Source organism: Salinisphaera sp. RV14, assembly GCF_052044135.1.
Lineage (GTDB): Bacteria > Pseudomonadota > Gammaproteobacteria > Nevskiales > Salinisphaeraceae > Salinisphaera.
In genome coordinates this window covers 38,765-64,715 of sequence record NZ_JBQDYF010000003.1, presented here as the reverse complement: position 1 = coordinate 64,715, position 25,951 = coordinate 38,765, and the positions used below count along the sequence as shown (strand labels likewise).

Genomic DNA, 25,951 nt, shown 5'->3' with positions numbered 1-25,951 from the left:
TAATCCGGCATCAAAACAGCTGACTTCATCCGCTATTTTCAACGCCTTCAAAAATAAAAGCCGGCGCCTGTCCGTCTTTTATTTTCAGTCGAAGGTGTGGGACCGGGCAGCGGCTCAAGGTGGCGGGTCTTTACGCCGCTCGTCGGCCGGCGATCAGCGTCTGTCACCCAAGGCGCGACAGTGCAATCGATTTAGCGTTAACTTCCAATTTAGCCGGTGGCTTGGGGGAAGCACATGGGGGCCGCCAACATCCGCGGATTCACGCTGCTCGAGCTCATGGTCACGATTGCCGTGGCCATAGTGTTGCTGACGCTCGCGATTCCGTCGTATCGCAGCTTGGTCACGCGCAATAGTCTGGCGGGCAACGTCAACGATCTCGTGGGCTCCCTGAACTATGCCCGCAGCGCAGCGGTAAGCCGTGGCACAACGGTCTATGTCTGCGCCAGCCAGAACCAGACAACGTGCCGCGACGACGGCGTCTGGAGCGACGGCTGGATCATCTACGCGCCGGATCCAAGCACGACCGACACCTCACCCAGCGCCAGCAATATGCTTCGTGTCCACGGCGCCACCGGCTCCGGCGTCAAACTGATCGCGAACCACGACGTGCCCTTGAGTTTCAACGCGGACGGATTCGCCATCATAGGACGAACCTTTACCGCCACCACCGAAGATGGCCGGACCAGCACATCGGTCACCGTGGCCTCGACCGGACGCGTCGACAGCAGCACGCCATGACCTCGCCGGCGCCCCAGAACGGTTTCACCCTGCTCGAGGCCCTGGTGGCACTCGTGGTGATCTCGATCGGCCTGCTCGGCCTGCTCGGCCTGCTCGGCCTTCAGACCGTGGCCATCGTCAACACGCATGTATCGAAATCGCAGACGCTGGCCAGTATCGGGGCCGACGATATCGCCGACCGTATACGGGCGAATCCTGCGGCAGATGCCTCGCTGGTCTACGCGCAGATTTCCGACAGCGGCACGACGCAGCCGCAAACTGATTGCACGCAATCCGTGTGTGATCCATCGGCCATGGCAAGCTACGACGCCTGGGAATGGCAACAGACGCTGGCGAACACCCTGCCCGGTGGACGAGGGGACGTCAGCTGTGTCTCGCCCACGAATCCCGGCAGCAACGACCCATGTCGCATCTACGATGTCACCGTACTCTGGCGGGGCCGGGATGCGGCGGCCGGCAGCGGCACCGGCGATGTGTCGGCCTGCCCGAACGCGAGCAACGGAGGCGGTGTCGGCACGGGGTTGCGCTGTTATTCCATCGAGGTCCAGCCGTGAGCGGTGTCGTGACGGGGCGCCAGCCCGCGAACCAACGCGGCTTCACGCTGGTGGAACTCATGGTCGCGCTGGTGATCGGCCTGCTGTTGTTGGCCGGCGTGCTGCAGATTCTGCTGAGCAATCGCGCCAGTTTCGACGCCCAGCGTGCCACCGCGCACCTACAGGAAAACGCGCGCCTTGCGGAGTTCGTTCTCAGCCACGCGATCGCCCACGCGGGCTATCGCACGGAGCTGGATGCCGCCGAAACCACGATTTTCCCCGCAACCTCGAACCAGAAAACGGCCAATTACCCCGACGGCGCCTACATCACCGGCGCCACCGATGCCGATGGGGACAACGATGCGCTGCGCATGCGTTTCCAGGCACGCGGGGATGTGCGTGATTGCCTCGGTGGCTCGGTCGGCACCGCCCAATCCGCCGAGACCACCGACTTCGAGTTCTTCGTCAACGGCAACGACACCCTGGAATGCACCAAATTCAGCAACGGCGGATCGACAACGCAGCCAATCGTCGAGAACGTCGACCGGTTCAAGGTGCGCTACGGGTTGAACACCAACGGTACCGCCGGGGTCGATCACTACGTCACCACCCTGACCGGCACCCAGGCCCGGGAGGTCCGCAGTGTTCGAATCCAGCTGCTGCTGCACAGTGCCGACAACGATCCCGCGCTGTCACAGCCCGTCGACCAGAAGTACGATTTCAGCGATGGCTCGACCTTCGAGACCACCGATCGCCGCGCCCGCCTGCTCGTTGATCGTACGATCGCGATCCGGAACCCGAGCCCATGAGCATGCCCCGCCCAGCGACGCCCGTCGCCAGCAGACGCCAGGACGGCTTCATTCTGGTGACGAGCCTCATATTTCTCGTCGTTCTGACGTTGCTGGCGGTTTCGGCGATCAACTCTTCGACGCTACAGGAACGCATGGCCACGAATCAGCGAGAGAAGTCGCGCGCCCTGGACGCCGCGGATTCCGCCCTAAGTCACGTGGAAACGCTGCTCGCCTCGACCGGCTTTCGTCAGTGCAACCCGGTCATGAACCCCACCGCGGGCACCAGCGCCGCTGCAAACAGCGGCTGCGATACCAGCGCTTCCGGGCTCACCGTCATCCCCGCGGGCTCTGGCACATCGGACTCGACGAGCTACTATCTTTCCGACCAGTTCTGGTCCCAGGCCGGCGTGAGCAGCTATCAACTGCCGGCCGATGCGAGCAGCACCGGTCTGAACGTGCAATACGTTGTGGAATACGTGCGCGAGCAGGCGAACGATCTCAACCCGGGCTCGGCCGGCACCGTCATACTCTTTCGCATTACGGCTCGAGCAGACGGGCGTTCGCCAGCGTCCCGGGCCGTCGTGCAGAGCATTTACCAGGTCACCACCTAATGGCCTGCAACCTGAATTCATCGCAGGATTTCGGCGTTTCTTCGCACCGTGTGGCCGCGCACCCATGCGCCGCGGCCCCGATACGGCTGATCGCCACGCCTTGCCGGGCACAACAAGACACTCGCACCACATGGCGCGAACTCGCGTCAAGGGACGCTAGGGGGATGCCGATGCCGCACCAGAACGCCCGACCGCGCCTGATCGAGCTACTGTTTCTGATCGTCGTGATCACGCTCGCCTGTGCGGCACAACGTGCCACCGCAGCCAGCAGCTCGGCCATCAATTTGACCGACCAGCCGGTCGTAACCGGCTCGGGATTGGCACCGAACATTCTGGTCGCGGTCGACAACTCCGGCTCGATGGATTTTGAAACGCTGTTTCCCACCGACGACGGCGTCCTGTTCTGGGACGGTTACAGCCGGTCGTTCTGGTCCAACGGCGGTTATGTCCAGAACAGCAACACCGGTTATGTCTACCTCTTCCCCAACGGCTACAACAATTGCTACGGCAGCAACTGCACCTACCGCGACCGTCGAATCTACTCGGCTTATCTCGCCTTGCCGCCGATTCCCGCCTTCGGCTTCGCCCGCGACCCGGAGTTCAACAAGGCCTATTTCAACCCCGCCACGCAGTACACGCCCTGGGTAAACCGTGACCCTTCCAATCCAAGTGCGGCGTACTACGACCCCGAGATCAAATCCGGAACGATAGACCTTACGCAGACCAAAGAATCAACTGCCAACGGAGAAAAGTTCGACTTTCAACCGGGCATGGTCATACCGGCCGGCACCAAGTATTACCACACAACACAAACAACCTCTTCAGCTACTTATTACAACATCTGTTATAACCAATGGCGCGGGTATGCGTACTATGCCACAACAACAGAAATTTATAACAGACAATGCAATTACTATGGCTATACGTTTTATGCGCAGAAAAACATTCCAACAACAAGCCAATCCACTGGCTTCATAGCGGATAACTCAGATCACCGCGTCTCTTACGCCACCAGTTACGGCGTCGCATACTTCCCTGCAACGTTTTACTTAAAACAATCAACCCCTCTTCCCGCCAACTTCGGATGGAAAACAGGCGCGCCTAAAATTCAGGGCCAAGGTCCGGACGGTCAGTCTTTATACGGCTATGAAATCAAGCCCGCGAACTTCACATCAACCGCCGCCTACAATGCAGCGATCCAGAACTTCGCCAACTGGTTTACCTATTACCGCAAGCGCAGCCTCGCCATCCGCGGCGGCATCACTCGGGCATTCAAACAGATCGGCCGCGTGCGCGTCGGCAGCTGTACGATCACGGAGGCTAAAAACCGTCTGAGCAGTATGTACAACGGCTCGTCCTACCTGACCATGACGAGCCTGCCGGCGGTGGGCGACGAAAGCGGCGGGGTCCGCCGGGACTTCTACGAATCGATTTATGGCCTGGATTTCAGCCAGGCGCTCGGCACGCCCAACCGCCCCGCCCTGTACTACCTGGGACGAGAGCTGGAAAACAACCCGAATATTATCCAGTCGCCCTGCCAACGCAACTACGCACTGCTTTTCACCGATGGATACAATAACGGCACCGTGAGCCGCGTCGGCAATGTCGACGGCAACTACGGCACCGGCAACCATTCCCCGATTCCGGATCGTTATACGAATACGATGGCGGATATTGCCATGCGGTTCTACAAGCAACTCAACCCGCCCAGCAACATCGGGGATGCCGCAGTTCTGCCGCTGCCCAAGGGTTGCCCGGGCGACGAATCGGTCGATTGCGAACAGAAGCCGCATATGACCACCTTCGGGATCACCCTCGGGCAAAGCGGTTATATCTTCGGCAATAGTGCCTACGCGGCGCAGAATAAAGACCCATATGCCAATCCGCCACCGTGGTATCTCAGCTCCTACAGCGGCAACCGCTATGCACCCGGCAACTTGCCGACCTCGGGGCCGCAGGAAATCGATGATCTGTGGCACGCAGCGATCGATTCCCGCGGCGCGCTGCTCAACGCGTCCTCGCCCCAGGAGTTGGCCGGCAAATTCACGTCGGCACTGAACCAGATTCTCGGTCGCGGCGAGACGCTGACCAATGCCACCGGCAACAGCACATCGCTGACATCCAATTCGGTGGTCTTTCAAACACAGTACGAAACCACCCACTGGACGGGCGACCTGATTGCCTTCAACGCAAAGACCGGGTCCACGGCTGCATCGGACCGCCTGTGGAGCGCGGCGTCGCTTCTGACCGGCGTTAAAGGGGCCACTACGAGCGATGGGCGCACGATTATGACCTCACTGCGCAGCAACAGCTCGACCACCGGCGGCGCGGTATCGGGGGTGCCATTCACATCCGCCGGCCTGGCCTCGGCGGGTATTCCCAGCCTCACACCCGACGCCATCGCTTATCTGCGCGGCCACCGCGACAAGGAACAGACCGGCGCCAGCAACGACATCGCCAACGGCCGGATCTACCGTAATCGTGGCGATACCGTACTCGGCGATATCATCAACTCGGTGCCGACCTATGTCGGCACGCCCACACCGCTGCGCTACGCCGGCACGTGGCACGACCAGCTCTACCCGAACCAGTCCATGCCCGAGAACAGCGGGCAGACCTATTACAACCCGAGCAGCTCATCGAGTTTCGTATCGCAACAGGCCAGCCGTGAGCCCATGGTCTATGTCGGCGCCAACGACGGCATGCTGCATGGCTTTGATGCCAAGACCGGCGCCGAAAAACTGGCTTATATCCCGAACACCCTGCTCGACTCGCTGGCCGGCGGCGCCGACCCGCTGACCAGCCCATCCTACGCGCATCGTTCCTTCGTCGACGGTCAAACCACCGCCGGCCCGGCCTATTTCAACGGTAAATGGCACACCATGCTCGTCGGCGGTCTGCGCAACGGCGGTAACACGGTGTATGGGCTCGATATCACTGACCCGAGTACTTTCAGCGAGTCCAATGCCGGCAGCATTGTCCGCTGGGAGTTCAAGGCCCCCGGGCTCGGCAAGACCTTCGGGAAACCGTCCATCGTGCGTCTGCACAATGGCGAATGGGCCGCGATATTCGCCAATGGTTACAACAGCGACAACTATGGCGCATCGCTTTATATCGTCGATATCGCCGACGGCCACGAGATCGCCCACCTGACCACCGGCGCGACGCCGGTCAACGGCGCCCAGGGCAACGGCCTGGCCACGCCCTTTCCTGTCGATATCGACGGCGACCATGTCACCGACTATGTCTACGCTGGCGATCTGTACGGCAATGTCTGGCGTTTCGATCTCACATCGAGCAATCCGGGCGACTGGTCCGTTCACAAGATATTCCAGGCCAAGGCGTCCAACGGCAGTATTCAGCCGATCACCACCCAGGTGCAGGTCGCCGCCCATCCGAATGGTATCGGCTACGGCGTGATGGTCTACTTCGGCACCGGCCAGGATATCCAGCCACTCAATGATAACCAGAGCGCCACGCCGAACAGTTTCTACGGCGTCTGGGATCCGGAGGTGATCTCCTACGATCCGGGCACCAATAATGCCCCGCCCCGGCCGGATAACTGGTTCGTCACCCGCGATCAACTGGTGTCGCAGTCGGTAAGCACGATCAGCCCCGGCAACGGCATTGCGGGGCTCAGCTACCGAACGGTAACGGACAATCCGGTCACCTACATCGACAATAACGGCAAGATCGCGGACCGTGGTTGGGCCATCGATTTACCACAGGACAGCGGCGAAGCGGTGCTCAATCCAGCGTCGATCGTGGGCGATAACGTGGAATTTTCCACCACCGTGATCAACCGCCAGACCTGCTCACTCACCAGCAACGGGTATTTCATGGCGGTAAGCCGGGTCAATGGCGGGCCGGCGGCCAACAATATCTTCGACGTCAACGGCGACGGGGTCGTGAACGAGCAGGACGCCAGCACGCCACGCGTGGCCGGCGTCGGCTTCGGCTCGAAGAGCGGTTCGCCCGGCCGGGGAGCGAGTTTCAACGACCTCGTCCACGGCACACAGGTGATCAAGACACCATTGACCGGCGGCGGCACCGCAACCATTACACTGGCCCGGGACTTCCTCAACGGTCGCCGATCCTGGCACGAGATTCGACGATGACCATGCGCAGATTCAGACGCTATCGGGAGCGGCGCGCTCCTGGCCGGCTACAAAACGGATTCACGCTCATCGAATTGATGATCGTGGTGGCGATCATCGGCATCCTGGCGGCCATCGCCTATCCGAGCTATCTCTCCCACGTTCGCGAAACACGCCGGGTAAACGCCAAGAGCCTGTTGCTCAAGGCTGCCAATGAAGAAGAGAAGTACTATTCGGTACAGAACCAGTACACGGCGAGCATGAACAAGCTGGGCCTGCCGAGCACCACCGAGAACGGGTTCTATAAGGTCAGTGCCAGCGTCTCCGGCACTAACAACGACAAATACACTATCAGGGCCACCGCGCAGGCCGATCAGGTCAACGATACCTGCCGCACCATGACCATCGATCAGACCGGCGCCAAAAAAGCAACGAACGCCAGCGGGCAGGACGTTTCCGATACCTGCTGGTAGCCGCCGCGCCCGCCGGGCCGATGACCCGAGTACGGCGCTCAGCCGTTACGCCTGGGCCATAGCATGTCCACCGCAATCAGCACCGCGCCGATGCAGATGGCGCTGTCCGCCAGATTGAATGCGGGGTAGTGCCATGCCCCGATGTGGAAATCCACGAAATCCACCACGAAGCCGCGCGTGGCGCGGTCGATCGCGTTGCCGAGCGCGCCGCCGGCCACCAGGCTGAGCGCCGCCGCCAACAACCGGCTGTCGTGCGGGTGGCGACGCATCCAGACCAGAATACCGATCACCACGGCCACGCTGAGCCCCACGAACAGCCACGGCGTCGCGCCGCGCAGCATGGAGAAGGCCGCGCCGGTGTTGTGCACCAATGTGAAATTGAGCCAGGGCAACAGCGGCGTCGACTCGTACAACGTGAAATGATTGACGATGAGCTGCTTGGTGATTTGATCGGCCGCGATCACCAGTGCCGATAGCCAGAGCCAGTGCACGTTCTGCAACTCAAAGCCCCGTTCGGCCCCGGCGTCGTCTCGGAATTGACTCATTGCGAACTCGTGTTATCCAGCAGCCGTCGAACCTCGGCGACGTCGGCATGCATCTGACGGGTCAACGCGTCGAGGGAGTCGTAATGCTCCTCGGCCCGTACGAAGTGCTCGAAGAATACGTCAATCCGCTGGCTATATAAATCGCCCGAGAAGTCGAGCAGATAGATCTCCAGCAGCTCATCGCGGCCGTTGACCGTCGGGCGCACGCCGAAGCTCGCCGCGCCGGCATGCGCACGCCCGTCAGCCCGTTGCACGCGCACCGCATAAACGCCGTAACGCAGCGCCGCCGGGCGCTTCAGGCGCAGGTTCGCGGTGGGAAAGCCGAGCGTTCGCCCGAGCTGCTCGCCGTGCACCACGCGCCCGGTGATCCGGTAGGCGCGGCCCAGCAGCCGCGAGGCCGCCACCACGTCGCCCACGCCCAGGCGTTCGCGCACACGGGTCGAACTGACGCGCTCGCCATCCACACAGACATCCGGCACGGGCAGCAGTTCGACGCCGCGCGCCTCGGCGAAGCGTTCGAGCGTATGGATATCGCCCGCGCGCCGATGACCGAAGCGGAAATCGCGCCCCACCAGGATCGCACGCGCGCCGAGCCGTCGCTGGATCAGATCGTCCAGAAACGACTCGGGCGACAGCTGGGCGAAGGCCCGGTCGAAACGCGCCCGCACGAACAGATCGATGCCCAGCGCGGCGGCATCCTCCATTTTTTCGCGCAGCGACGACAGCCGCGGCGGCGGATCATCCGGCATGAAGAAGGCGCGCGGCGTCGGGTCGAACGTCATCAGCGCGGCCGGCAGGCCGAGCGCGGCGCCGCATTCGTGCACGCGCTCGATCACCGCCTGATGCCCTCGATGCAGGCCATCGAAATTGCCGATCGTCAGCACGCAACCCTGCGGCTGGACTGGCGCGGCGCGTACGGAACGGATAATGCGCATCAGGCTTTCCCACTCACTCCCGATCACTGACTCGAGCCGTGGCCCAGGCGAAACTGGCGCGGCCGGATGCCGACCAGCCCGAGCACGACGAAATAAATCGCGACGCCGACGCCGATCCAGAACGACAGCCAGGCCGCGCGCATGAGCGCGCTACGCGATTCCCAGACCATTGTGGTGGCGGCGCCCACGTGCAACGCCACCGCCATCACGATGCACGCCAGCGCAACACGCCACAACAACGCCGCCCAGCCGGCACCCGGCTGATAGGCACCGCTGGCGCGCAGGTGGCGAAACAACAGGCCCGCGTTGATGAATGCGCCCAGCGAACCAGCCAGCGCCAGACCGGCATGCGGCGCCGGCCAACGCATGTACAGGAAGATACCGACGAAGATGAGATTCATCGCCATGCCGCTGATCATCGAGATCACGCCGCAGCGCACCGGCGTGCGCGAATCCTCGCGCGAATAAAACCCGGTCACCAGCACCTTGACCAGCGAGAACCCCATGAACCCCAGCGAGTACGCCATCAATGCGTATTGGCTCATGAGCGCATCGTGCGCATTGAACGAGCGATAAGTGAAAAGCGTGGCTACCAGGGGCCCCGCAAGCACGAACAAACCCACCATCGCCGGCAGGCCAAGCAGTGCCAGCAGCTTGAGCGCCCAGTCGAGCGTGGCCGAGAACGCCGCCGTCGACGCGCTGGCATGGCGCGCCGACAGCGTCGGCAGAATGACCGTCGCGATCGCCACGGAAAAGATGCCCAGCGGGAATTCCATCAGCCGGTCGGCATAGTACAACCAGCTCACGCTGCCGGCCGCCAGGCAGGAAGCCACGATCGTATCCAGCAGCAACGTAAGCTGTGCGACCGATGAGCCGAACATGATCGGCAGCATCAGGCGCAGGATACGACGCACCTTCGCGTCCGCCCACGCCCAGCGTGGCCGCGGCAGCCGATCGATGCGGATCAGGAATGGAATCTGGAATGCGAGCTGCGCCGCCCCGGCGATGAAGACCCCGATGGCCAGCGCGATCTCGGGGCGTGCGAACAGGGGCGACAGCCCGAGCGCGGCGCCGATCATGCAGATGTTGAGCAGCACCGGCGTGACCGCGGGTACCGCGAACTGCCCATAGGTATTGAGCACCCCGCCGGCCAGCGCGGTCAGCGATATGAACAACAGATAAGGGAAGGTAATCCGCAGCATGTCAACCGCCAGCGAGAACTGGCTCGGCGAATCCGCGAATCCGGGCGCAAAGGCATAGATCAGTAGCGGCGCTGCAATCACGCCGATCACGGTCAAACCGATGAGAATGACGCCAAGCGTACCCGCCACCGCCGACACCAGCGCCTTGACATCGTCGCCGCTCTCCTGGTTGCGCGTCGACGACAATACCGGCACGAACGACTGCGCGAACGCACCTTCGGCGAACAGGCGCCGCAGGAAGTTGGGGATCTTGAAGGCCACGAGAAACGCGTCCATCGCCGGGCCGGCCCCGAACATCACCGCCAGCGTGACATCGCGCACAAAACCCAGAATGCGCGAGCAGAATGTCATCGCGCCGACGACGCTGGTCGATCGGGCCAGAGATGAAGCCATTGCAAATGCACGAAGCCGAAACGCTGCGCACTATAGCCTTTAATGCGTGCGAGTCGAAACACGCGCGTGCAAGTTGACAACGGCGCGCGCAGAACCCATAATCGCGCGCCTTTCCGGCATCCAACCCATATTTCAGGAGCTGTCCGTGGCGAATACTGCCCAAGCCCGCAAACGCGTCCGCCAGGCGACCGAACATCGTCAGCGCAACATGGCGCAGCGTTCGCTCGTGCGTACGCATATCAAGAAGGTGCAGAAAGCCATTGCCGCGAACGATCTGTCGAGCGCGCAGGAAGCTTTCAAGAGCGCCGTGCCGGTCATCGACCGCATGGCCGGCAAGGGGCAGATCCATCGCAACAAGGCCGCGCGTCACAAGTCGCGCCTGAATGCGCAGATCAAGGCGATGGCCCAGGCCTGATCGCTGCCGCGCCCCGCGCATGAAAGCCCGCCCCGGCGGGCTTTTTTGTGTCCGACGCACGCGTCGGCGATTGCGCCATGGACGCGGCCGCCTGCCGGCGCGCCGTGAATCCGCCCGAGCCCCGCACCACAACGTCCCGGCCCACAACCAAGGGGCGGCGCGCCCAGCCACACACATGCAGGCTTTCGCGAGAGCCGGCGGCACGCACGCGAACGCGCCGTACGTAGTGCCGCCCCGGCACACGGCAACGCCGGACAGCGGGCGCTCGAATGCCTTGCGGCAGCGACCGTCCCGGCGGCCGCGACGGCATTGAATGCCGGGCCGACACCCGCGACAGGAGCCAATGTCCTGTCACGCCGATGCATCGTCCTATTTCGACTCTTTTAGCGCCGTGCGGCGTTGCCGCCATTCACCGCATGCCCGGATACGGCGCGTCACCGCGCCCTGCCCGGCAAAAGCGCCCGCATCCATGACGCACGCTAGCGCGATATCGTCACCAGGTTATCGCGATGGATGAATTCCGGCTCCCGATCGTAGCCGAGGATGGCCGGGATACGCTCACTCGTCTGGCCCATCAACAACCGGGCCTCCCGGGCATCGTAATTGACCAGTCCCTGCGCCACCTCGACGCCCTCGGGCGCCACACAGACCACGAGATCACCGCGCCGGAAATCCCCCTCGACCCGCGTGACGCCGATCGGCAACAGGCTGCGGCCCGACTCACGCAGGACACGGGCCGCCCCCGCGTCGACATGCAAACGCCCACGCACCCGGCGCTGGCCGGCCAGCCAGTTCTTGCGCGCCGCGCGCCGCCCGCCCGGGCGTGGCAGTAACAGCGTGCCCAGCGCCTCGCCCGCCACCACCCGCTCCAGCACGCGCGACTCACGGCCATTGACGATCACCGTCATGGCGCCGGAGTCGGCCGCCTGGCGCGCAGCCCGGATCTTGGTTTGCATGCCGCCCCGGCCCAGTGCACCGCCGCCGGCACCGGCCATGCCGAGCAGTTCCGGCGCATAGGCCTCGACCTCATGGAGCAGGCCGGCATCGGGGTAAATTCGCGGATCGGCCTCGTACACCCCCGCCTGATCGGTGAGGATAATCAGGCCGTCGGCGTCGATCAGATTGACCACCAATGCGGCCAGCGTATCGTTGTCCCCGACCCGGATCTCCTCCATCGCGATGGCGTCGTTCTCGTTCACGATCGGGATCACGCCCAGACCCAGCAACGTCATCAACGTGCGCCGCGCGTTCAGATACCGTCCGCGATGCGAGACATCGTCATGCGTGAGCAACACCTGGGCGACCCGGCGGTCGAAGGTCGTGAACGCGCGGCCGTATGCCTCGACGAGCCCGGCCTGGCCGACCGATGCGGCCGCCTGCAATTCGTCGAGACGCTGCGGGCGCAAATGCCAGCCCAGACGCACCATCCCCTCCGCCACCGACCCCGAGGAGACCAGCACCACCTCACTGCCGCCGGCTGCCAGTGCCGCGATCTGACGCGCCCACTCATCGAGCCGGTCGCGGTCGAGCCCCTGGCCGTCTGCCGTCAACAGCGCACTGCCGATCTTGACGACCCAGCGACGCACGCCGGTCAGGCGGTCACGCGTGCTCATCGTCCGGCGACTCGGCATCGTCATGGCCGCTGTCGGCATCCTGTTGTGCCGATTCCGCCTCAAGTGCGTCCATCGCCTGCTCGATCAGCACGCGCAGCGAATCCGGATTGATTGCGGAAATCGTGTAGACCGGCCCCTGCCAGTCCAGCGCTGTCACCACGCGATCACGCAGTGCCGCCACGGCGTCGGCATCCAGGGCGTCCACCTTGTTCAGCAACAGCCAGCGCGGGCGCCTGGCGAGTTCCGGGTTGAATCGCTCGAGTTCCTCGGTGATCGTGCGGATCTGTGCCACCGGATCGCGCCCTTCGATATCGACGGCATCGACCAGATGAAACAGCAGCCGTGTCCGCTGGACATGACGCAGGAAGCGGTGCCCCAGGCCGATCCCCTCGGCCGCCCCCTCGATCAACCCCGGGAGATCAACCAGGGTAAAACTCCGCAGCGGCCCGGCGGCGACCACACCCACCTGCGGCTGCAGGGTCGTGAACGGATAGTCGGCGATTCGCGGCCGGGCCGCGGAAATGGACGACAGCAACGTGGACTTGCCGGCGTTCGGCAGCCCGACCAGCCCGACATCCGCCAACAGCTTCAGCTCGAGGCGCAGCTCGCGGATCTCGCCGGGCGTGCCGTCGGTCGTCTTGCGCGGCGCCTGATTCGTGCTCGACTTGAAGCGGGCGTTACCGAGCCCGTGGTAGCCCCCCTGGGCCACACACACGGTCTCGCCGTCGTGCGTCAGATCGCCGATCAGCTCGTCGGTCTCGCGCGAGTAGCAGAGCGTGCCCACCGGCACGGGCAGATAACGATCGTCGCCCTTGGCACCGGTCCGGTTCTTGCCCGCGCCGTTACCGCCGCGCTCGGCCTTGAACACGCGGTTGATTCGATAATCGTAAAGCGTGTTGAGGTTGTGATCGGCGATCAGGTAGACGCTGCCGCCATCACCGCCATCACCGCCATCGGGGCCGCCGTGCGGTACGTATTTCTCACGCCGAAAACTCAGGCAGCCATGGCCGCCGTCGCCAGCTTCGACCCGGAGATTGGCTTCATCAACGAATTTCATGCGGTCCGCCCTCAGCGCGGGATGATGACCGGCTTATCACAACAGTACGAGCAAGCATAAAAAAGCCCCGCCGGAGCGAGGCTTTCGCGATCGCGCACCGATCGCCTGTCAGTCGGCGGCCGGAACCACGGAAATGAACTTGCGGTTACGCGGGCCTTTCACGGAAAAATCCACGGTGCCGTCGATGCTGGCATACAGCGTGTAGTCCTTGCCGGTGCCGACATTCGAGCCGGCGTGAAAGCTGCTGCCACGCTGACGAACGATGATGTTGCCGGCCTTGACCTGCTGGCCGCCGAATTTCTTCACGCCGAGGCGTTTGGATTCGGAATCCCGGCCATTGCGGGTACTGCCGCCTGCCTTTTTATGTGCCATGAGCTAGTTCCTCCGGTTCGAGGGTGTCGATGCCGATGCGCTCAAGCGCCCGGAATCGAGGTGATCTTGAGCTGCGTGTAGTGCTGGCGATGACCATGCGTGCGACGATACTTCTTGCGACGCTTGAACTTGATCACTTCCACCTTGTCGGCGCGGCCATGGCTCTGCACGTCGGCAGAAACCGCCTTGCCGTCGAGCACTGGCGTGCCGACCTGGACGTTTTCGCCGTCGGAGATCAGCAATACGTCGGCCAGTTCGATCGTGCTGCCGGCCTCGGCATCGAGCTTCTCGACGCGCACCACATCGCCCTCGGCGACCCTGTACTGTTTACCGCCGGTACGGATTACCGCGTGCATGTCCACTCCAAACGCAGGTTGCGGGCTTGTTCGGCCCGTTTAAAGAGCGCGAATGATACGGCTTTGGGCGGCGCCGGTCAACGCTTGTGTGCGGCGCCCGCTTTCTTGACAGATAGCAGCCGCAGCCCTAAGTTTGCCGCTGTTTTTGCGATCCCGGACAGATGAATATCCAGCCGCTGTTTCAGCCGGTCGAAAATGACATGCGCGCAGTCGACGCGCTGATCCGTAAACGGCTGAGCTCCGATGTCGTGCTCATCAATACGCTGGGCGAATACATCATTGCAAGCGGCGGCAAGCGCATCCGCCCGGCGCTGGTCGTGCTCGCCGCGCGTGCCGCCGGGTATCAGGGCAGCGCTCATCACCTGTTGGCGGTGATCATCGAGTTCATTCACACCGCCACCCTGTTGCACGACGACGTGGTGGATGAATCCACGCTCCGCCGCGGGCGGGAAACCGCCAACAGCGTCTGGGGCAATGATGCCAGCGTGCTCACCGGCGACTTCCTCTACTCGCGCGCCTTCCAGTTGATGGTGGAGCTCGACTCGCCCGAGGTGATGAAGATACTGGCCGACGCCACCAACCGCATCGCCGAAGGCGAGGTCATGCAGTTGATGCATGCGCATGACCCGAACCTGAGCGAATCCGATTATCTGGAGGTGGTGGACCGCAAGACCGCCAGCCTGTTCGCCGCCGGCTGCCGTCTCGGCGCGCTGATCGCGGGGCGCACGCCGGCCGAATGCCAGGCGATGGCCGATTTCGGGCGCCATCTGGGCATCGCCTTCCAGGTGATCGACGACGCACTCGACTATGGCCATGGCGACGACAGCTACGGCAAGAATCTCGGCGATGACCTGTCAGAAGGCAAGACGACACTGCCGCTGATCTGCGCGCTGGCGCGCACGCCCGAGGCTGAAGCGGCGCCGCTGCGCCAGGCAATTCGGGACGCCAACCTGGGCGCGCTGGATTCGATTAAAAAAGCGATTGAATCCACCGATGCGATGACATACACTTTCGGCCGCGCCGACGAGGCAGCCAACGCAGCGATCGATTGCCTGGCCCCGTTCGAGTCGACGCAGTTCAAGGACGCCCTGATTCTGCTGGCCGAATTTTCGGTCCAGCGTCGGTCCTGACCGTCATCGGAGTATAGCTCAGCTTGGTAGAGCGCCACCTTCGGGAGGTGGAGGTCGTAGGTTCAAATCCTGCTACTCCGACCATATTTTTTGTTCCCGCCTGACACCCCGACAACCGCGAATCGCGCGTGAACGCTCGGGCGCTGGCGGAGCGTAATCCCCCCGCCCCCGCGGTTTCGGGCGGCCACGACAACGACGCGACGCTGCACGCCGCGCCGCACCGCCTCAAGGCGAACCGTCGGCCTGCTCCGCCATCATCCGATCATAGCCTCGCGCGAGTTGCGCCTTCTCGTCGTCGTCGAGCACGCGACCGGCGACCTGAAAGATTTCCCGCTCCTCCTCGTCCAGGTGATGCGTGACCAGATCCTCGAGCTTCCGGGCGGAACTCAGCCATGCGGGCGAGCTGTAATCGGTCGCTTCGATCGCCGCCACCAGCTCGTCGATCTCGTGGTGCTCGGCCACGCTGTGGCGCGCTTTTTCCTGCGTCATATCGTGCTCCATCAGCGGATTGTAGAAGTACCGCTCCTCCGCGTTCTCGTGATGCACAAGCTCCGCCTTCACCGCGGCAAACAGGCCTTCCCGCTTGTCGGAGTCGCCGTGCGTCTCGCACAGCGCGGCCAGCAATCGGCGTTGCTTGTCATGGCTTTCGCGCAGCGCTTCGAAGATCGTTTTCACGTGGATTCTCGCTGTGAATTACAGCCCGACCATAGTTCATGGCACGCCGTGAGGAAACCGCCTACAATCGACCTATAGGTTTACCCGTGTAATCTGACGTACTCGGCGGCCCGATCCAGCAGATCGACAGCTTTTGGTACGCGGCGCAACTATGCCGACAACCCAACGCACGACGCGCCAGACGACCCTCGGCGGCCTGGCACGACAACTCGTCGAAGACGGCCTCATCGAGTACGAGGCGGCGCTTCGCATCCAGACGGAAGCCCAGCGCAACGAAGAGTCGTTCGTCGCACGGGCGGTGACAACCCGGGCACTCAGTGCGCCGGTTCTGGCACGGGCCCTGGCGCGCGCCTTCTCCATGCCGCTGCTGGATCTGCGCGCGGTGGATCTCGATCATGCCCCGATCGACGCCGCCCCCGAGAGCCTGATCCGCAAACACGGGGCACTGCCCATTTTCCGGCGCGGCCGGACGCTGTATCTGGCGGTGGCGGACCCCACGAATCTGCAGGCGCTGGACGAATTCCGGTTCAATACCGGCCAGCAAATCGAAGCGGTACTGGTCGAGCAGGACAAGCTCGAACGCGCGATCGAATCGAACTTCAGCGCGCTCGACAGCGCGATGGCCGGCCTGGACGATGTCGCGCTCGACAATCTCTCAGCCGAGCAGGATGGCGGCGACAGCACCAGCTCCGATGCGCTCAAGGCCGACGCCGATGACGCGCCGGTGGTGCGTTTCGTGAACAAGGTGCTGCTGGATGCCATCAACCGCGGCGCCTCCGACATCCACTTCGAGCCCTACGAGCAACGCTACCGGGTACGCCAGCGCCAGGACGGCGTGCTGCGCGAGGTGGCCTCGCCCCCGGCCGCCATCGGCATGCGCCTGTCGGCACGGCTGAAGGTCATGGCGCGACTGGATCTGGCCGAACGACGCATCCCGCAGGACGGGCGTATCAAGCTCAACCTGTCGAAGAACCGATCCATTGATTTCCGTGTCTCGACCTGCCCGACGCTGCACGGCGAAAAGATCGTGTTGCGTATCCTCGATCCGGCCAGCGCGCAGATGGGAATCGAAGCGCTCGGTTACGAGGATTACCAGCGTGAAATCTTCGAGTCGACCATTCATAAGCCGTACGGCATGGTGCTGGTGACCGGCCCTACCGGCAGCGGCAAGACAGTGTCGCTCTATACCGCGCTCAATATCCTCAACACGGCGGACCGCAACATTTCCACCGCCGAGGATCCGGCGGAAATCAACCTGCCGGGCGTGAACCAGGTCAACGTACAGCCGCGCGTCGGGCTGACCTTCGCCGCCTGCCTGCGGGCTTTCCTGCGCCAGGATCCGGACGTCATCATGGTCGGCGAGATCCGCGACCTGGAGACGGCGGAAATTGCCATCAAGGCGGCCCAGACCGGACATATGGTGTTGTCGACGGTGCACACGAATGACGCGCCGCGGACCCTCACCCGCCTAATCAACATGGGCGTGCCCGCCTACAATATCGCCGCCTCGGTGACGCTGATCATCGCCCAACGCCTGGCCCGCCGGCTCTGCCCCCAGTGCAAGACCGCAGCGGAAATCCCGCCCGATGCGCTGATCGAGGAAGGCTTCTCGGCCGAGGAAATCGAGCATCTCACGATCTACGAAGCCAATCTGAAAGGTTGCGATCATTGTACCGACGGCTATCGTGGACGCGTGGGGATCTATCAGGTGATGCCGGTCACCGATGCCATCGGCCAGATCATCATGTCGGGCGGCCATGCCGACGACATCGAGAAACAGGCCGCCTCGGAGGGCGTGCTCAACCTTCGCCAGGCCGGCCTCAACAAGGTGCGCCACGGGGTCATCAGCCTGGCCGAACTCAACCGCGTTACGGTGGAATAGAGATCACGGCCCGTTGTCGCTGCCAACGGCGGCGTGGCAAGCCCGATCGCATCCCGCGCCCTCGCCGAATGGGACCATTCGAACACACCGGGGCGACCGCCAAGCCTTGGCATGACGCGCCATCGCGGACCGGTCGGCGCCCATGCCGCGTAACCGGTCCCGAACCGGGGCATCGCGGTCGCACCGTGCGTAGACTGAAGGATTTGCGCCGCAACGCCGTGTGATGCAAAAACGCGCCGGCCGCCGACCAGGCCGACGCGGACAGTGACGTAGGTCGGATGAGGTGCCTGCGCCGTAATCCGACAGCCGAGTACCGGATTACGCGCTGCGCGCTAATCCGACCTACCGCCTGCCTTGACTGCACTTTGCAAATATCAAGAGCCCGGTTGCGCGCCCCCGCGCCGTCGTCGAATTGTGCCATTCGCATACAGCGGCGCGACCGCCCGGTCTTGGCGTAGCACACCATCGCCCGGCGGACGACGTCCATCCCGCGTTATCGGCCCGAACCGGGGCGTAGCGGCCGCACTCGCGCAGGCCAAAAGATTTACGCCGCAACGCCGTGTGGTGCAAAATCGCGCCGGCCGCCGGCCAGGCCGGCGCGGACAGTGGCGTAGGTCGGATTACGCGCTGCGCGCTGATCCGACCTGCCGTCAGGTCATTGTCTTTAAATTAATTCGCTGCAAAAAAGAGCCTGCCCATGCCCTCGTTGACCCAAGAGCGGTATAGCTGTCGCACTGCGCCCGCGCCGAGGTTCACCTGCCCGGCCTGCGCCGGACGTGGGCGGCCGGCCGCGCCGCCGAAGCGGCGCGTCGCCCACGTCGCCCTTATCAGGCCTGCTCGGGCGTCTTCTCGCTTGACGAGACATCCAGATCGAGCTCATCGTTGACCACCCGGACCACCACGCGGCCGCCGTGGGCCAGTTCACCGAACAGCAGCTCCTCGGCCAGCGGTTTCTTGATGTTCTCCTGAATCACGCGGCCCATCGGGCGTGCGCCCATCTTCTCATCGTAGCCGCGCGCGGCCAGCCAGGCCCTTGCCTCGGACTCGACCACCAGCTCCACACCGCGCTCTTCGAGCTGGGCCTCGAGCTGCAGCACGAACTTGTCGACCACACGCTCGATGATATCGCCCTTGAGCGGCGCGAACTGGATGATGGAGTCCAGACGGTTGCGGAACTCGGGCGAAAAACCGCGGCGGATCGCCTCCAGGCCATCCGTGCTGTTATCGGATGGATTGAAGCCGATACTGCGGCTGGCCATCTGCTCCGCGCCAGCGTTGGTCGTCATCACCAGGATGACGTTGCGGAAATCCGCCTGCCGGCCATTGTTATCGGTGAGCGTACCGTGGTCCATCACCTGCAGCAGCAGGTTGTAGATGTCCGGATGCGCCTTTTCGATCTCGTCCAGCAGAATCACCGAGTGCGGCTGCTTGTTGACCGCCTCGGTCAGCAGGCCGCCCTGGTCGTAGCCGACATAGCCCGGGGGCGCGCCGATCAGGCGCGACACGGTATGCCGCTCCATGTATTCCGACATGTCAAACCGGATCAGCTCAACGCCCAGATGCAGCGCGAGCTGACGTGTGACTTCGGTCTTGCCGACGCCGGTAGGCCCGGCGAACAGGAACGAGCCGATCGGCTTGTCGCGGTTATCCAGCCCCGAGCGTGACATCTTGATCGCGCTGGACAGCGAGTCCACGGCCTCGTCCTGGCCGAAGATGACCAGCTTGAGATCGCGATCGAGCGTGCTGAGCACGGCACGGTCGTCGCGGGACACGGTCTTGGACGGAATCCGGGCGATCCGCGAGACCATTTCCTCAATATCCCGAACCTGCACCGTCTTGCGCCGCTTGGTCGACGGCCGCAGACGCAGACGCGCTCCCGCCTCGTCGATCAGGTCGATCGCCTTGTCGGGCAGATGCCGGTCGTTGATATGACGCGCCGACAACTCGGCCGCCGCCTCCAGCGCCGGGTTGGTGAAGCGCACCTGGTGGTGCTCCTCGAACCGGGTCTTGAGCCCCTTGAGGATCTGCACGGTGTCGGCCACGCTCGGCTCCGGCACATCCACCTTCTGGAACCGGCGCGCCAGGGCGCGATCCTTTTCGAAGATGTTGCGGAATTCCTGGTACGTGGTCGCGCCCATGCAGCGCAGTTCGCCCGAGGCCAGCTTCGGCTTGAGCAGGTTCGAGGCATCCATCACGCCGCCCGAGGCCGCGCCGGCGCCGATCACGGTATGGATCTCGTCGATGAACAACACCGCACCTTTTTGCTTGCCGAGTTCGGCGAGCACACCCTTCAGGCGCTTCTCGAAATCGCCGCGGTACTTGGTGCCCGCGATCAGTGCGCCAAGATCCAGGGCATAGATCACGCTCTTGGACAGAATATCCGGCACACGCCCTTCGACGACCATCCGCGCCAGCCCTTCGGCGATCGCGGTCTTGCCGACGCCGGCCTCGCCTACCAGCAAGGGATTGTTCTTGCGCCGACGGCACAATGTCTGGATCACGCGCTCGATCTCGTGCTCGCGGCCGATCAGCGGGTCCACGTCGCCCTCGGCGGCCTTGCGGTTCAGATTGGTGGCGTACTGTTCCAGCGGCGACGCGCTCGACTCGCCGTTCTCGTCGCTCTGCGACTGGCCGGCGCTGCCGGCGTCACCGGATTCCTCGCCCGACTTGTTGACGCCGTGCGAGACGAAATTGACCACGTCCAGGCGCGTGACGTCCTGTTCGCCCAGCAGGTATACCGCGTGCGACTCCTGCTCGGAGAAGATCGCGATCAGCACATTGACCGCGGTGACCTCCTTCTTGCCGGACGACTGCACGTGATAGACCGCGCGCTGCAGCACGCGCTGGAAACCCAGCGTCGGCTGAACCTCGTGGTCTTCGCCGGCCGGCACGACCGGCACATGCGTGTCGATGTAATTCTTGAGTTCACGCTCGAGACGTTGAATGTCGGTGTTCACGGCCTCGAGCACCTCGATCACTGCCGGATTGTCCAGCAATGACATCAGCAAATGCTCGACGGTGAGCATTTCGTGATGCTGACGACGCGCAACCATGAAGGCGGCGTCGAGTGCAGTCTGCAGTTCTTGGCTGAGCATTTTGCGTCCCCGAACTTGGCGTTCGATTTAAACCTGCGGCGCGACGTGTCGGCCGTCCTTTCAGGCCTCTTCCATAGTACACAACAGCGGGTGCTGGTGTGCGCGTGCGTGGTCGTTGACCAGCTGCACCTTGGTCTCCGCGATCTGGGCGGTATAGGTGCCGGCCACGGCCTTTCCGCGTGTATGAACGGTCAGCATGATCTGTACCGCCTTGTCCCGGTCATGGGTGAAATAAGTCATCAGCACTTCGACCACGAATTCCATCGGCGTGTAGTCGTCGTTATGCATGACCACCTTATACAACGGCGGCTTCTTGGTCCTGGGCTTTTCGGGCGCGACCGCGGTACCGCCGTCTTCGTGCCCGATTTTCGGTTTGTCGGTATCAGTCATGTCGACCCCTGGGTTTCATTCGACGTGAAACGCGACGCGCGCCGGTGTCGCCGCCGATTGAAAGATAGAGAAAGACGGGTGGCATGGCGGCACCGAACACGCGGCATTCACGCCGGCCGTGCAGGCCATCTTCGATCCGATTATGCGATCCGCAACCATCAACGGCTACAGATATAGGGGCAGGAAGGCCGTGAATCAATCGCTCGATCAAGGATCCGGCCCGCACCCTCGAATCGCGCGAAATCCGGCCTATTCGCCGAGGTTATGCGCCAACTGCTGACGAATCCGGCGCGGCACGCCCTGCGCCACCTCGAGCCGCGCGACGCCGATCGCGCTGGCAAATGCCGTCGCGTCGGCATCGCCATGAGATTTGACCACGGTCGCCTGCAGCCCCACCAGCGTAGCGCCGTTGTACTGGCGCGGGTCGACACGGCTGCGAAACGCCCGAAGCACGGGCATGGCCAGAACCGCCGAGGCCTTGGTCAGCCAGTTGCGCGCGAACTCCTCACGCAGATACTGGGCGATCAGCTTGCCCAGGCCCTCGCTGGTCTTGAGCGCTACATTGCCGACGAAACCATCACAGACCACCACATCCACATCGCCGATATAGATATCGTCACCTTCGACAAAGCCGATGTAGTTCAGTCCGCTTGCCGCGAGCAGCCGGCCGGCGTCCTTGATCTGCTGATTGCCCTTGATTTCCTCGGCGCCGATGTTGAGCAACCCGACGCGCGGATGCTCGATCCCGTGCACCGCACTCGCAAGCACGGCGCCCATGACCGCGAACTGGAACAGCTGCTCGGGCGTGCTCTCGGCACTCGCGCCCAAATCCAGCATCAGGGTGTGCCCGTCGCGCGAGGGAATCGGCGAAATGATCGCCGGCCGATCGATGCCGGAGAGCGTCTTGAGTACGAACCGGGCAGTGGCCATCAGCGCGCCGGTATTGCCCGCCGATACGCAGGCATCGGCCTCACCGCTGTGCACCAGATTGACCGCCACGCGCATGGAGGAGTCTTTTTTCTGGCGCAACGCGCGCGCAGGCGACTCGCACATGTCGACGACCTCGCCGGCATGCACGACCTCGAGACGATCGAGCACGGCATCGCTTTTCTGACGCCGCCCGCGATCCGCGATCTGTGCCTCGAGCGCCGCCGCATCACCCACCAGTTTCAGCACGATGTCCTCGTGCCGACGCAGGCTGGCGATCGCCGCTTCGACGGCCACGGCACTGCCATGGTCGCCACTCATCGCGTCAACGGCGATACGAATCATGCCGGACACGTGATCGCCAGCGGTCGCTGCACTTGTTTCATCCCCTCGCCCCATGTTCAACGCGATACCGCGCAGCGCCCGTCACCCGGACGCCGCGCTATCGGCTGGATACGATGACGCGCGCGGAAAACTCTAGACGTCGTCGCCGGTCTCGACCACGCGCCGGCCACGGTAGAAACCGTCGCGGGTCACGTGGTGACGACGATGCGTCTCGCCCGTGGTCGGGTCGATCGACAGCGTCGGACGATCCATGCTCGCATGCGTGTTGCGACGCTTGTCACGCTTCGAACGGGATTTACGGTTTTGTTGGACGGCCATAGCACTGCCTTTGGGTTATCCGGATCGGGGTCTACCGCGGCTCATCGTCATCGCGCTTGAGCGATGCCAACGCCGCGAACGGGTTCGGTTTGTCTGGCGCCGGACTGTTCTCCGGCGCTTTCTGTTCGGTGTCGTAGGCCGCCCGGCATACCGGGCGGTCGCACTGCACGATCATCGGCAGCGCGAGCAGGAGTTCATCGTCGATCAGCGCATGCACATCCAGCATATCGCCTTCGCTCAGAATCGGCTCCCACTCGCGCGGCACGGCGGCCGCGGCCTCGTCACTTGCGACGACGATGCCCGCCACGTGGACATCCATCGCCTGGGCGGTGGGCTGCAGGCAACGCTGACACGGCAGCATGAGTGTCGTGCGCACTCGCCCGGTCAGCACCACCCGTCGCTGGTTATCCTCGTCGAGCAACAACGACGCCTCAACCGGCGCATCCGACGCCTCGGCCACGACGGCACGGGTCCGAGGCAACGCCGACAACGACAAACGGCCGGTCAGGCGCGCCTTGTCGACCGCCCGGCGGCGATAGTCTATTCGCCGCGTCATTTGTTGCCCCGACGACATGGCGCGCGATAATAGGGTGCAAGCCGCCGCAAGTCAAAGCTTTTCGCCCGGGCGACCGGTCGTATCCGGCCGTGCGGTCGCTTGCTTTATGCTCGCTTGCGTCATTTTCAATCCCACACGCTCATGAGCGCGCATCGCCCCCACGTGATTCTGGCCTCCAGCTCGGTCTGGCGCCGCCAGCTGCTGCAACAGATCGGCCTGCCCTTCGAGGCCACCTCGCCCGATGTCGACGAGACCGCGCACGCCGGCGAGTCCGGCGACGCGCTGGCCTGCCGCCTGGCCCGGGCCAAGGCCGAGAAGGTGGCCGCCGACTGGCCCGAAGCGGTGGTCATCGGCAGCGACCAGGTTGCCGACGTCGATGGATACATTCTGGGCAAGCCGGGCACCGCCGCCCGCGCGCGCGAACAATTAAGGTGGCAGTCGGGCAAGCGCGTGCTCTTTCATACCGGGCTGTGCGTCTGCGCGCCGGCGTTCGCCGAGCCGCGCCTGCACCTCGAAACCGTGACCACCCGGTTTCGCGAGCTGGACGATGCCGAGATCGCGCGCTATGTGGCGGCCGAGGATGTCACCGCCACGGCCGGCAGCCTCAAGTCCGAAGGCCTCGGCATCACCCTGGTGGCGGCGATCGAATCCAGCGACCCCAGCGCCCTGGTGGGGTTGCCGCTGATCGGCCTGCGCCGGCTGCTCGCCGAGGCCGGCATTGCCCTGCCCTGACTCAGGGCGCCCCGGTTTTACCGGCGGCCAACCAGGCCGGCAACGCCCGTACATCCGCGATCACGTCGATTGCGCCCGCGCGGCGCAGGCGGATTTCATCGTGCACGCCGCAACGCACGGCGAGCCCGTCGACGCCCGCGGCGCGCGCCATCACCATGTCGTATTCGGTATCGCCGACCATCAGCGCCGCCTCGGGTTCGGTTGCCGTGCGCAGCAGGATGTCGTCGATCATGTTGGGCGCCGGCTTGGGCACCGACTCATCCGCGCAACGGGTGATGCGAAACAGCCCCTTCGAATCGGTTGCGTGCATCGCGCGATCCAGCCCGCGCCGGTTCTTTCCGGTCGCCACGGCCAGCTCGATCCCCTGCTCGCCGAGATGGACCAGCGCCTCGCGCGCGCCCTCGAACAGTCGCGGTGCCGCGCGTGGCCAACCGTAGCGCTGGCGATACTGGCTGATGCGATCGCGCACCCGGACCGGATCCAGCTCCGGAAACAGTCGCCCCAGCACCTCCTGGATACCGAGGCCGACGAGCTCGCGCATCTGGGCCGGCGTGCGCTCGGGCAGGCCGGTATCCTGAATCGCCTGCTGCAGGGTGCCGACAAGCTCGCCGGCCGAATCCATGAGCGTGCCGTCCCAGTCGAATATGATCAGCTGGTAATCGCGCGCCATCACGCTCGCCCCAGGCGGTCGAAGACCGCTGCCAGATCGGGCGCGAGCGGTGCCTCGAAGACATGCGGCCGCCCATCGAAATGCAGCCGTACCGAGGCCGCGTGCAGCGCCAGCCGCGCCAGGCCCCGATCACGCCAGCGACTGGTCCGCGCGTTCGGGCCGTACTTGTCGTCGGCGGCCACGGGATGACCGCAGTGCGCCGCGTGCACCCGGATCTGGTGCGTGCGGCCGGTCCGGATCTCGACGTCCATACGCGTGGCGTCGGCATAGAACTCGGCCGGGGCGAAGCGCGACAGGCTGGCCCGTCCGCCGTCGTGATCGACCGTGACCACGCGCTCGCCGGCGCGCTCCACATCGCGCGACAGCGGCGCATCGACCTCGATCGTGCCGTGGGGCCACCGCCCCTCGACCAGAGCGATGTAGCGCTTGGTCGCCGACGCGTCGTTGAGGCCGGCCCGCAGATCGTCGAGCGCGGCGCGGGAACGCGCCACCAGCAGACAGCCGCTGGTCTGCCGGTCGAGGCGATGCACGAGCTCGAAATACTGGCCGGGGCGTGCGGCCCGCAGCACTTCGATCAACCCGAAGCGCAGGCCGCTGCCGGCATGCACGGCCAGCCCCGCCGGCTTGGCGAACACCAGATAATCGGCGGTTTCGGCCACGACCGCGGCGTTGACCTTGTCCATCAGCGCGTCGGGCGGCCGCCCCGGGTCGGCCTTGGGGGCCTGGTGGACCGGCGGAATACGCACATCGTCGGCTTCGACGAGCCGGGTCCCGGGCCTGGCCCGGCCCTTGTTCACGCGCACTTCACCGCTGCGAATGATTTTGTAAACGCGCGATTTCGGCACGTTTTTGAATTCACGCAGCAAAAAATTATCCAGCCGCATGCCGTCGTCGTTGGCGTGCACCCGAACATGTCGTACTTGAGGCCGCTGCGTTGTCAGATTACACTCCCAAGGTCGCGCATACGCGGCACATCGGAAGTCGATGTAGCCAGCGAGCGCTGACCGACAGTTATTTCGAACACGCTGGTGCGTAACGGTTGAAAGCCTATCACGGCACGTTCGCTCAGCGGTTCCCGATTCTTGAGTTATCCATTCATC

The 25,951-nt window shown here is 64.0% G+C and carries 25 protein-coding genes and 1 tRNA gene; 11 read left to right on the top strand and 15 right to left on the bottom strand.

Going from position 1 to position 25,951, the window contains the following annotated elements; genetic code table 11:
- Window positions 1-216: 216 nt before the first annotated feature.
- From ACS8Y6_RS04725 to ACS8Y6_RS04700, 6 genes are read left to right on the top strand one after another with little or no spacing between them, the layout of a single operon-like run.
- Complete coding sequence (locus tag ACS8Y6_RS04725; protein WP_440855070.1) at window positions 217-738, top strand: GspH/FimT family pseudopilin; 522 nt, start codon at window positions 217-219, stop codon at window positions 736-738.
- A complete protein-coding gene (pilV, locus tag ACS8Y6_RS04720) occupies window positions 735-1,292 on the top strand; it encodes a type IV pilus modification protein PilV (RefSeq protein ID WP_440855069.1) in 558 nt (185 codons plus the stop codon). Before ACS8Y6_RS04725 ends, pilV begins: the two co-directional genes overlap by 4 nt.
- Complete coding sequence (locus tag ACS8Y6_RS04715; protein ID WP_440848304.1) at window positions 1,289-2,080, top strand: PilW family protein; 792 nt, start codon at window positions 1,289-1,291, stop codon at window positions 2,078-2,080. Before pilV ends, ACS8Y6_RS04715 begins: the two co-directional genes overlap by 4 nt.
- The gene (locus ACS8Y6_RS04710) at window positions 2,077-2,673 is read left to right on the top strand and encodes a pilus assembly PilX family protein (protein ID WP_440848303.1); all 597 of its coding nucleotides are present in this window, start codon (window positions 2,077-2,079) and stop codon (window positions 2,671-2,673) included. The genes ACS8Y6_RS04715 and ACS8Y6_RS04710 overlap by 4 nt, the downstream gene beginning before the upstream one ends.
- On the top strand, window positions 2,673-6,791 hold the full coding sequence (locus tag ACS8Y6_RS04705) for a pilus assembly protein (protein WP_440855068.1): 4,119 nt from the start codon (window positions 2,673-2,675) through the stop codon (window positions 6,789-6,791). Before ACS8Y6_RS04710 ends, ACS8Y6_RS04705 begins: the two co-directional genes overlap by 1 nt.
- Entirely contained in the window at window positions 6,788-7,243 is a 456-nt protein-coding gene (locus ACS8Y6_RS04700) for a type IV pilin protein (protein WP_440855067.1), read from the top strand. The genes ACS8Y6_RS04705 and ACS8Y6_RS04700 overlap by 4 nt, the downstream gene beginning before the upstream one ends.
- 38 nt (window positions 7,244-7,281) lie before the next feature.
- Here the strand turns inward: ACS8Y6_RS04700 and lspA are convergent, their stop codons facing one another.
- From lspA to murJ, 3 genes are read right to left on the bottom strand one after another with little or no spacing between them, the layout of a single operon-like run.
- The gene (gene lspA / locus ACS8Y6_RS04695) at window positions 7,282-7,788 is read right to left on the bottom strand and encodes a signal peptidase II (RefSeq protein ID WP_440848300.1); all 507 of its coding nucleotides are present in this window, start codon (window positions 7,786-7,788) and stop codon (window positions 7,282-7,284) included.
- On the bottom strand, window positions 7,785-8,723 hold the full coding sequence (locus ACS8Y6_RS04690; protein WP_440848299.1) for a bifunctional riboflavin kinase/FAD synthetase: 939 nt from the start codon (window positions 8,721-8,723) through the stop codon (window positions 7,785-7,787). Before ACS8Y6_RS04690 ends, lspA begins: the two co-directional genes overlap by 4 nt.
- Window positions 8,724-8,746: 23 nt before the next feature.
- The gene (gene murJ, locus ACS8Y6_RS04685) at window positions 8,747-10,318 is read right to left on the bottom strand and encodes a murein biosynthesis integral membrane protein MurJ (protein ID WP_440848298.1); all 1,572 of its coding nucleotides are present in this window, start codon (window positions 10,316-10,318) and stop codon (window positions 8,747-8,749) included.
- Window positions 10,319-10,463: 145 nt separating this feature from the next.
- Between murJ and rpsT the strand changes: the two genes are divergently transcribed.
- Entirely contained in the window at window positions 10,464-10,733 is a 270-nt protein-coding gene (gene rpsT / locus ACS8Y6_RS04680) for a 30S ribosomal protein S20 (protein WP_440848297.1), read from the top strand.
- A gap of 479 nt (window positions 10,734-11,212) precedes the next feature.
- Here rpsT and proB read toward each other — a convergent pair whose 3' ends face one another.
- The 4 genes from proB to rplU all read right to left on the bottom strand — a co-directional run bounded on the left by proB (window position 11,213) and on the right by rplU (window position 14,131).
- Window positions 11,213-12,346 (bottom strand): glutamate 5-kinase, encoded by a 1,134-nt coding sequence (gene proB / locus ACS8Y6_RS04675; RefSeq protein WP_440848296.1) that lies wholly within the window; start codon window positions 12,344-12,346, stop codon window positions 11,213-11,215.
- Window positions 12,333-13,403: an Obg family GTPase CgtA gene (gene cgtA, locus ACS8Y6_RS04670; protein ID WP_440848295.1), complete on the bottom strand. Its 1,071-nt coding sequence runs from the start codon at window positions 13,401-13,403 to the stop codon at window positions 12,333-12,335. The genes proB and cgtA overlap by 14 nt, the downstream gene beginning before the upstream one ends.
- Window positions 13,404-13,511: 108 nt before the next feature.
- Window positions 13,512-13,775 (bottom strand): 50S ribosomal protein L27, encoded by a 264-nt coding sequence (gene rpmA / locus ACS8Y6_RS04665; protein WP_440848294.1) that lies wholly within the window; start codon window positions 13,773-13,775, stop codon window positions 13,512-13,514.
- Window positions 13,776-13,816: 41 nt separating this feature from the next.
- Entirely contained in the window at window positions 13,817-14,131 is a 315-nt protein-coding gene (gene rplU, locus ACS8Y6_RS04660; RefSeq protein WP_109995450.1) for a 50S ribosomal protein L21, read from the bottom strand.
- Window positions 14,132-14,292: 161 nt separating this feature from the next.
- Between rplU and ACS8Y6_RS04655 the strand changes: the two genes are divergently transcribed.
- Window positions 14,293-15,261, top strand: a complete 969-nt coding sequence (locus ACS8Y6_RS04655) for a polyprenyl synthetase family protein (RefSeq protein ID WP_440848293.1) — start codon at window positions 14,293-14,295, stop codon at window positions 15,259-15,261.
- A gap of 7 nt (window positions 15,262-15,268) precedes the next feature.
- A tRNA-Pro gene (locus tag ACS8Y6_RS04650) sits at window positions 15,269-15,345 on the top strand.
- Window positions 15,346-15,486: 141 nt separating this feature from the next.
- On the opposite strand, the gene ACS8Y6_RS04645 is transcribed toward ACS8Y6_RS04650, so the two are convergent.
- Window positions 15,487-15,936, bottom strand: coding sequence for a hemerythrin domain-containing protein (locus tag ACS8Y6_RS04645; protein ID WP_440848292.1), 450 nt, complete (start codon window positions 15,934-15,936; stop codon window positions 15,487-15,489).
- Between the two features lie 151 nt (window positions 15,937-16,087).
- Between ACS8Y6_RS04645 and pilB the strand changes: the two genes are divergently transcribed.
- Window positions 16,088-17,818: a type IV-A pilus assembly ATPase PilB gene (gene pilB / locus ACS8Y6_RS04640; RefSeq protein ID WP_440855066.1), complete on the top strand. Its 1,731-nt coding sequence runs from the start codon at window positions 16,088-16,090 to the stop codon at window positions 17,816-17,818.
- 827 nt (window positions 17,819-18,645) lie between these two features.
- Here the strand turns inward: pilB and clpA are convergent.
- The 5 genes from clpA to ACS8Y6_RS04615 form a co-directional block, all read right to left on the bottom strand.
- Window positions 18,646-20,913 (bottom strand): ATP-dependent Clp protease ATP-binding subunit ClpA, encoded by a 2,268-nt coding sequence (clpA, locus tag ACS8Y6_RS04635; protein ID WP_440855065.1) that lies wholly within the window; start codon window positions 20,911-20,913, stop codon window positions 18,646-18,648.
- A 60-nt stretch (window positions 20,914-20,973) separates the two neighbouring features.
- Window positions 20,974-21,303: an ATP-dependent Clp protease adapter ClpS gene (gene clpS, locus ACS8Y6_RS04630; RefSeq protein ID WP_109994376.1), complete on the bottom strand. Its 330-nt coding sequence runs from the start codon at window positions 21,301-21,303 to the stop codon at window positions 20,974-20,976.
- Between the two features lie 249 nt (window positions 21,304-21,552).
- The gene (gene plsX, locus ACS8Y6_RS04625) at window positions 21,553-22,575 is read right to left on the bottom strand and encodes a phosphate acyltransferase PlsX (protein ID WP_440855064.1); all 1,023 of its coding nucleotides are present in this window, start codon (window positions 22,573-22,575) and stop codon (window positions 21,553-21,555) included.
- 132 nt (window positions 22,576-22,707) lie between these two features.
- The gene (gene rpmF, locus ACS8Y6_RS04620) at window positions 22,708-22,893 is read right to left on the bottom strand and encodes a 50S ribosomal protein L32 (RefSeq protein WP_109994374.1); all 186 of its coding nucleotides are present in this window, start codon (window positions 22,891-22,893) and stop codon (window positions 22,708-22,710) included.
- 31 nt (window positions 22,894-22,924) lie between these two features.
- Window positions 22,925-23,449, bottom strand: coding sequence for a YceD family protein (locus tag ACS8Y6_RS04615; protein ID WP_440855063.1), 525 nt, complete (start codon window positions 23,447-23,449; stop codon window positions 22,925-22,927).
- 141 nt (window positions 23,450-23,590) lie between these two features.
- On the opposite strand from ACS8Y6_RS04615, the gene ACS8Y6_RS04610 reads away from it, so the two are divergent.
- Window positions 23,591-24,181, top strand: a complete 591-nt coding sequence (locus ACS8Y6_RS04610) for a Maf family protein (protein ID WP_440848287.1) — start codon at window positions 23,591-23,593, stop codon at window positions 24,179-24,181.
- 1 nt (window position 24,182) lies between these two features.
- Here the strand turns inward: ACS8Y6_RS04610 and ACS8Y6_RS04605 are convergent, their stop codons facing one another.
- A complete protein-coding gene (locus ACS8Y6_RS04605; RefSeq protein WP_440855062.1) occupies window positions 24,183-24,851 on the bottom strand; it encodes an HAD family hydrolase in 669 nt (222 codons plus the stop codon).
- A complete protein-coding gene (locus tag ACS8Y6_RS04600; RefSeq protein ID WP_440855176.1) occupies window positions 24,851-25,735 on the bottom strand; it encodes an RluA family pseudouridine synthase in 885 nt (294 codons plus the stop codon). Before ACS8Y6_RS04600 ends, ACS8Y6_RS04605 begins: the two co-directional genes overlap by 1 nt.
- Window positions 25,736-25,951 lie beyond the last annotated feature (216 nt).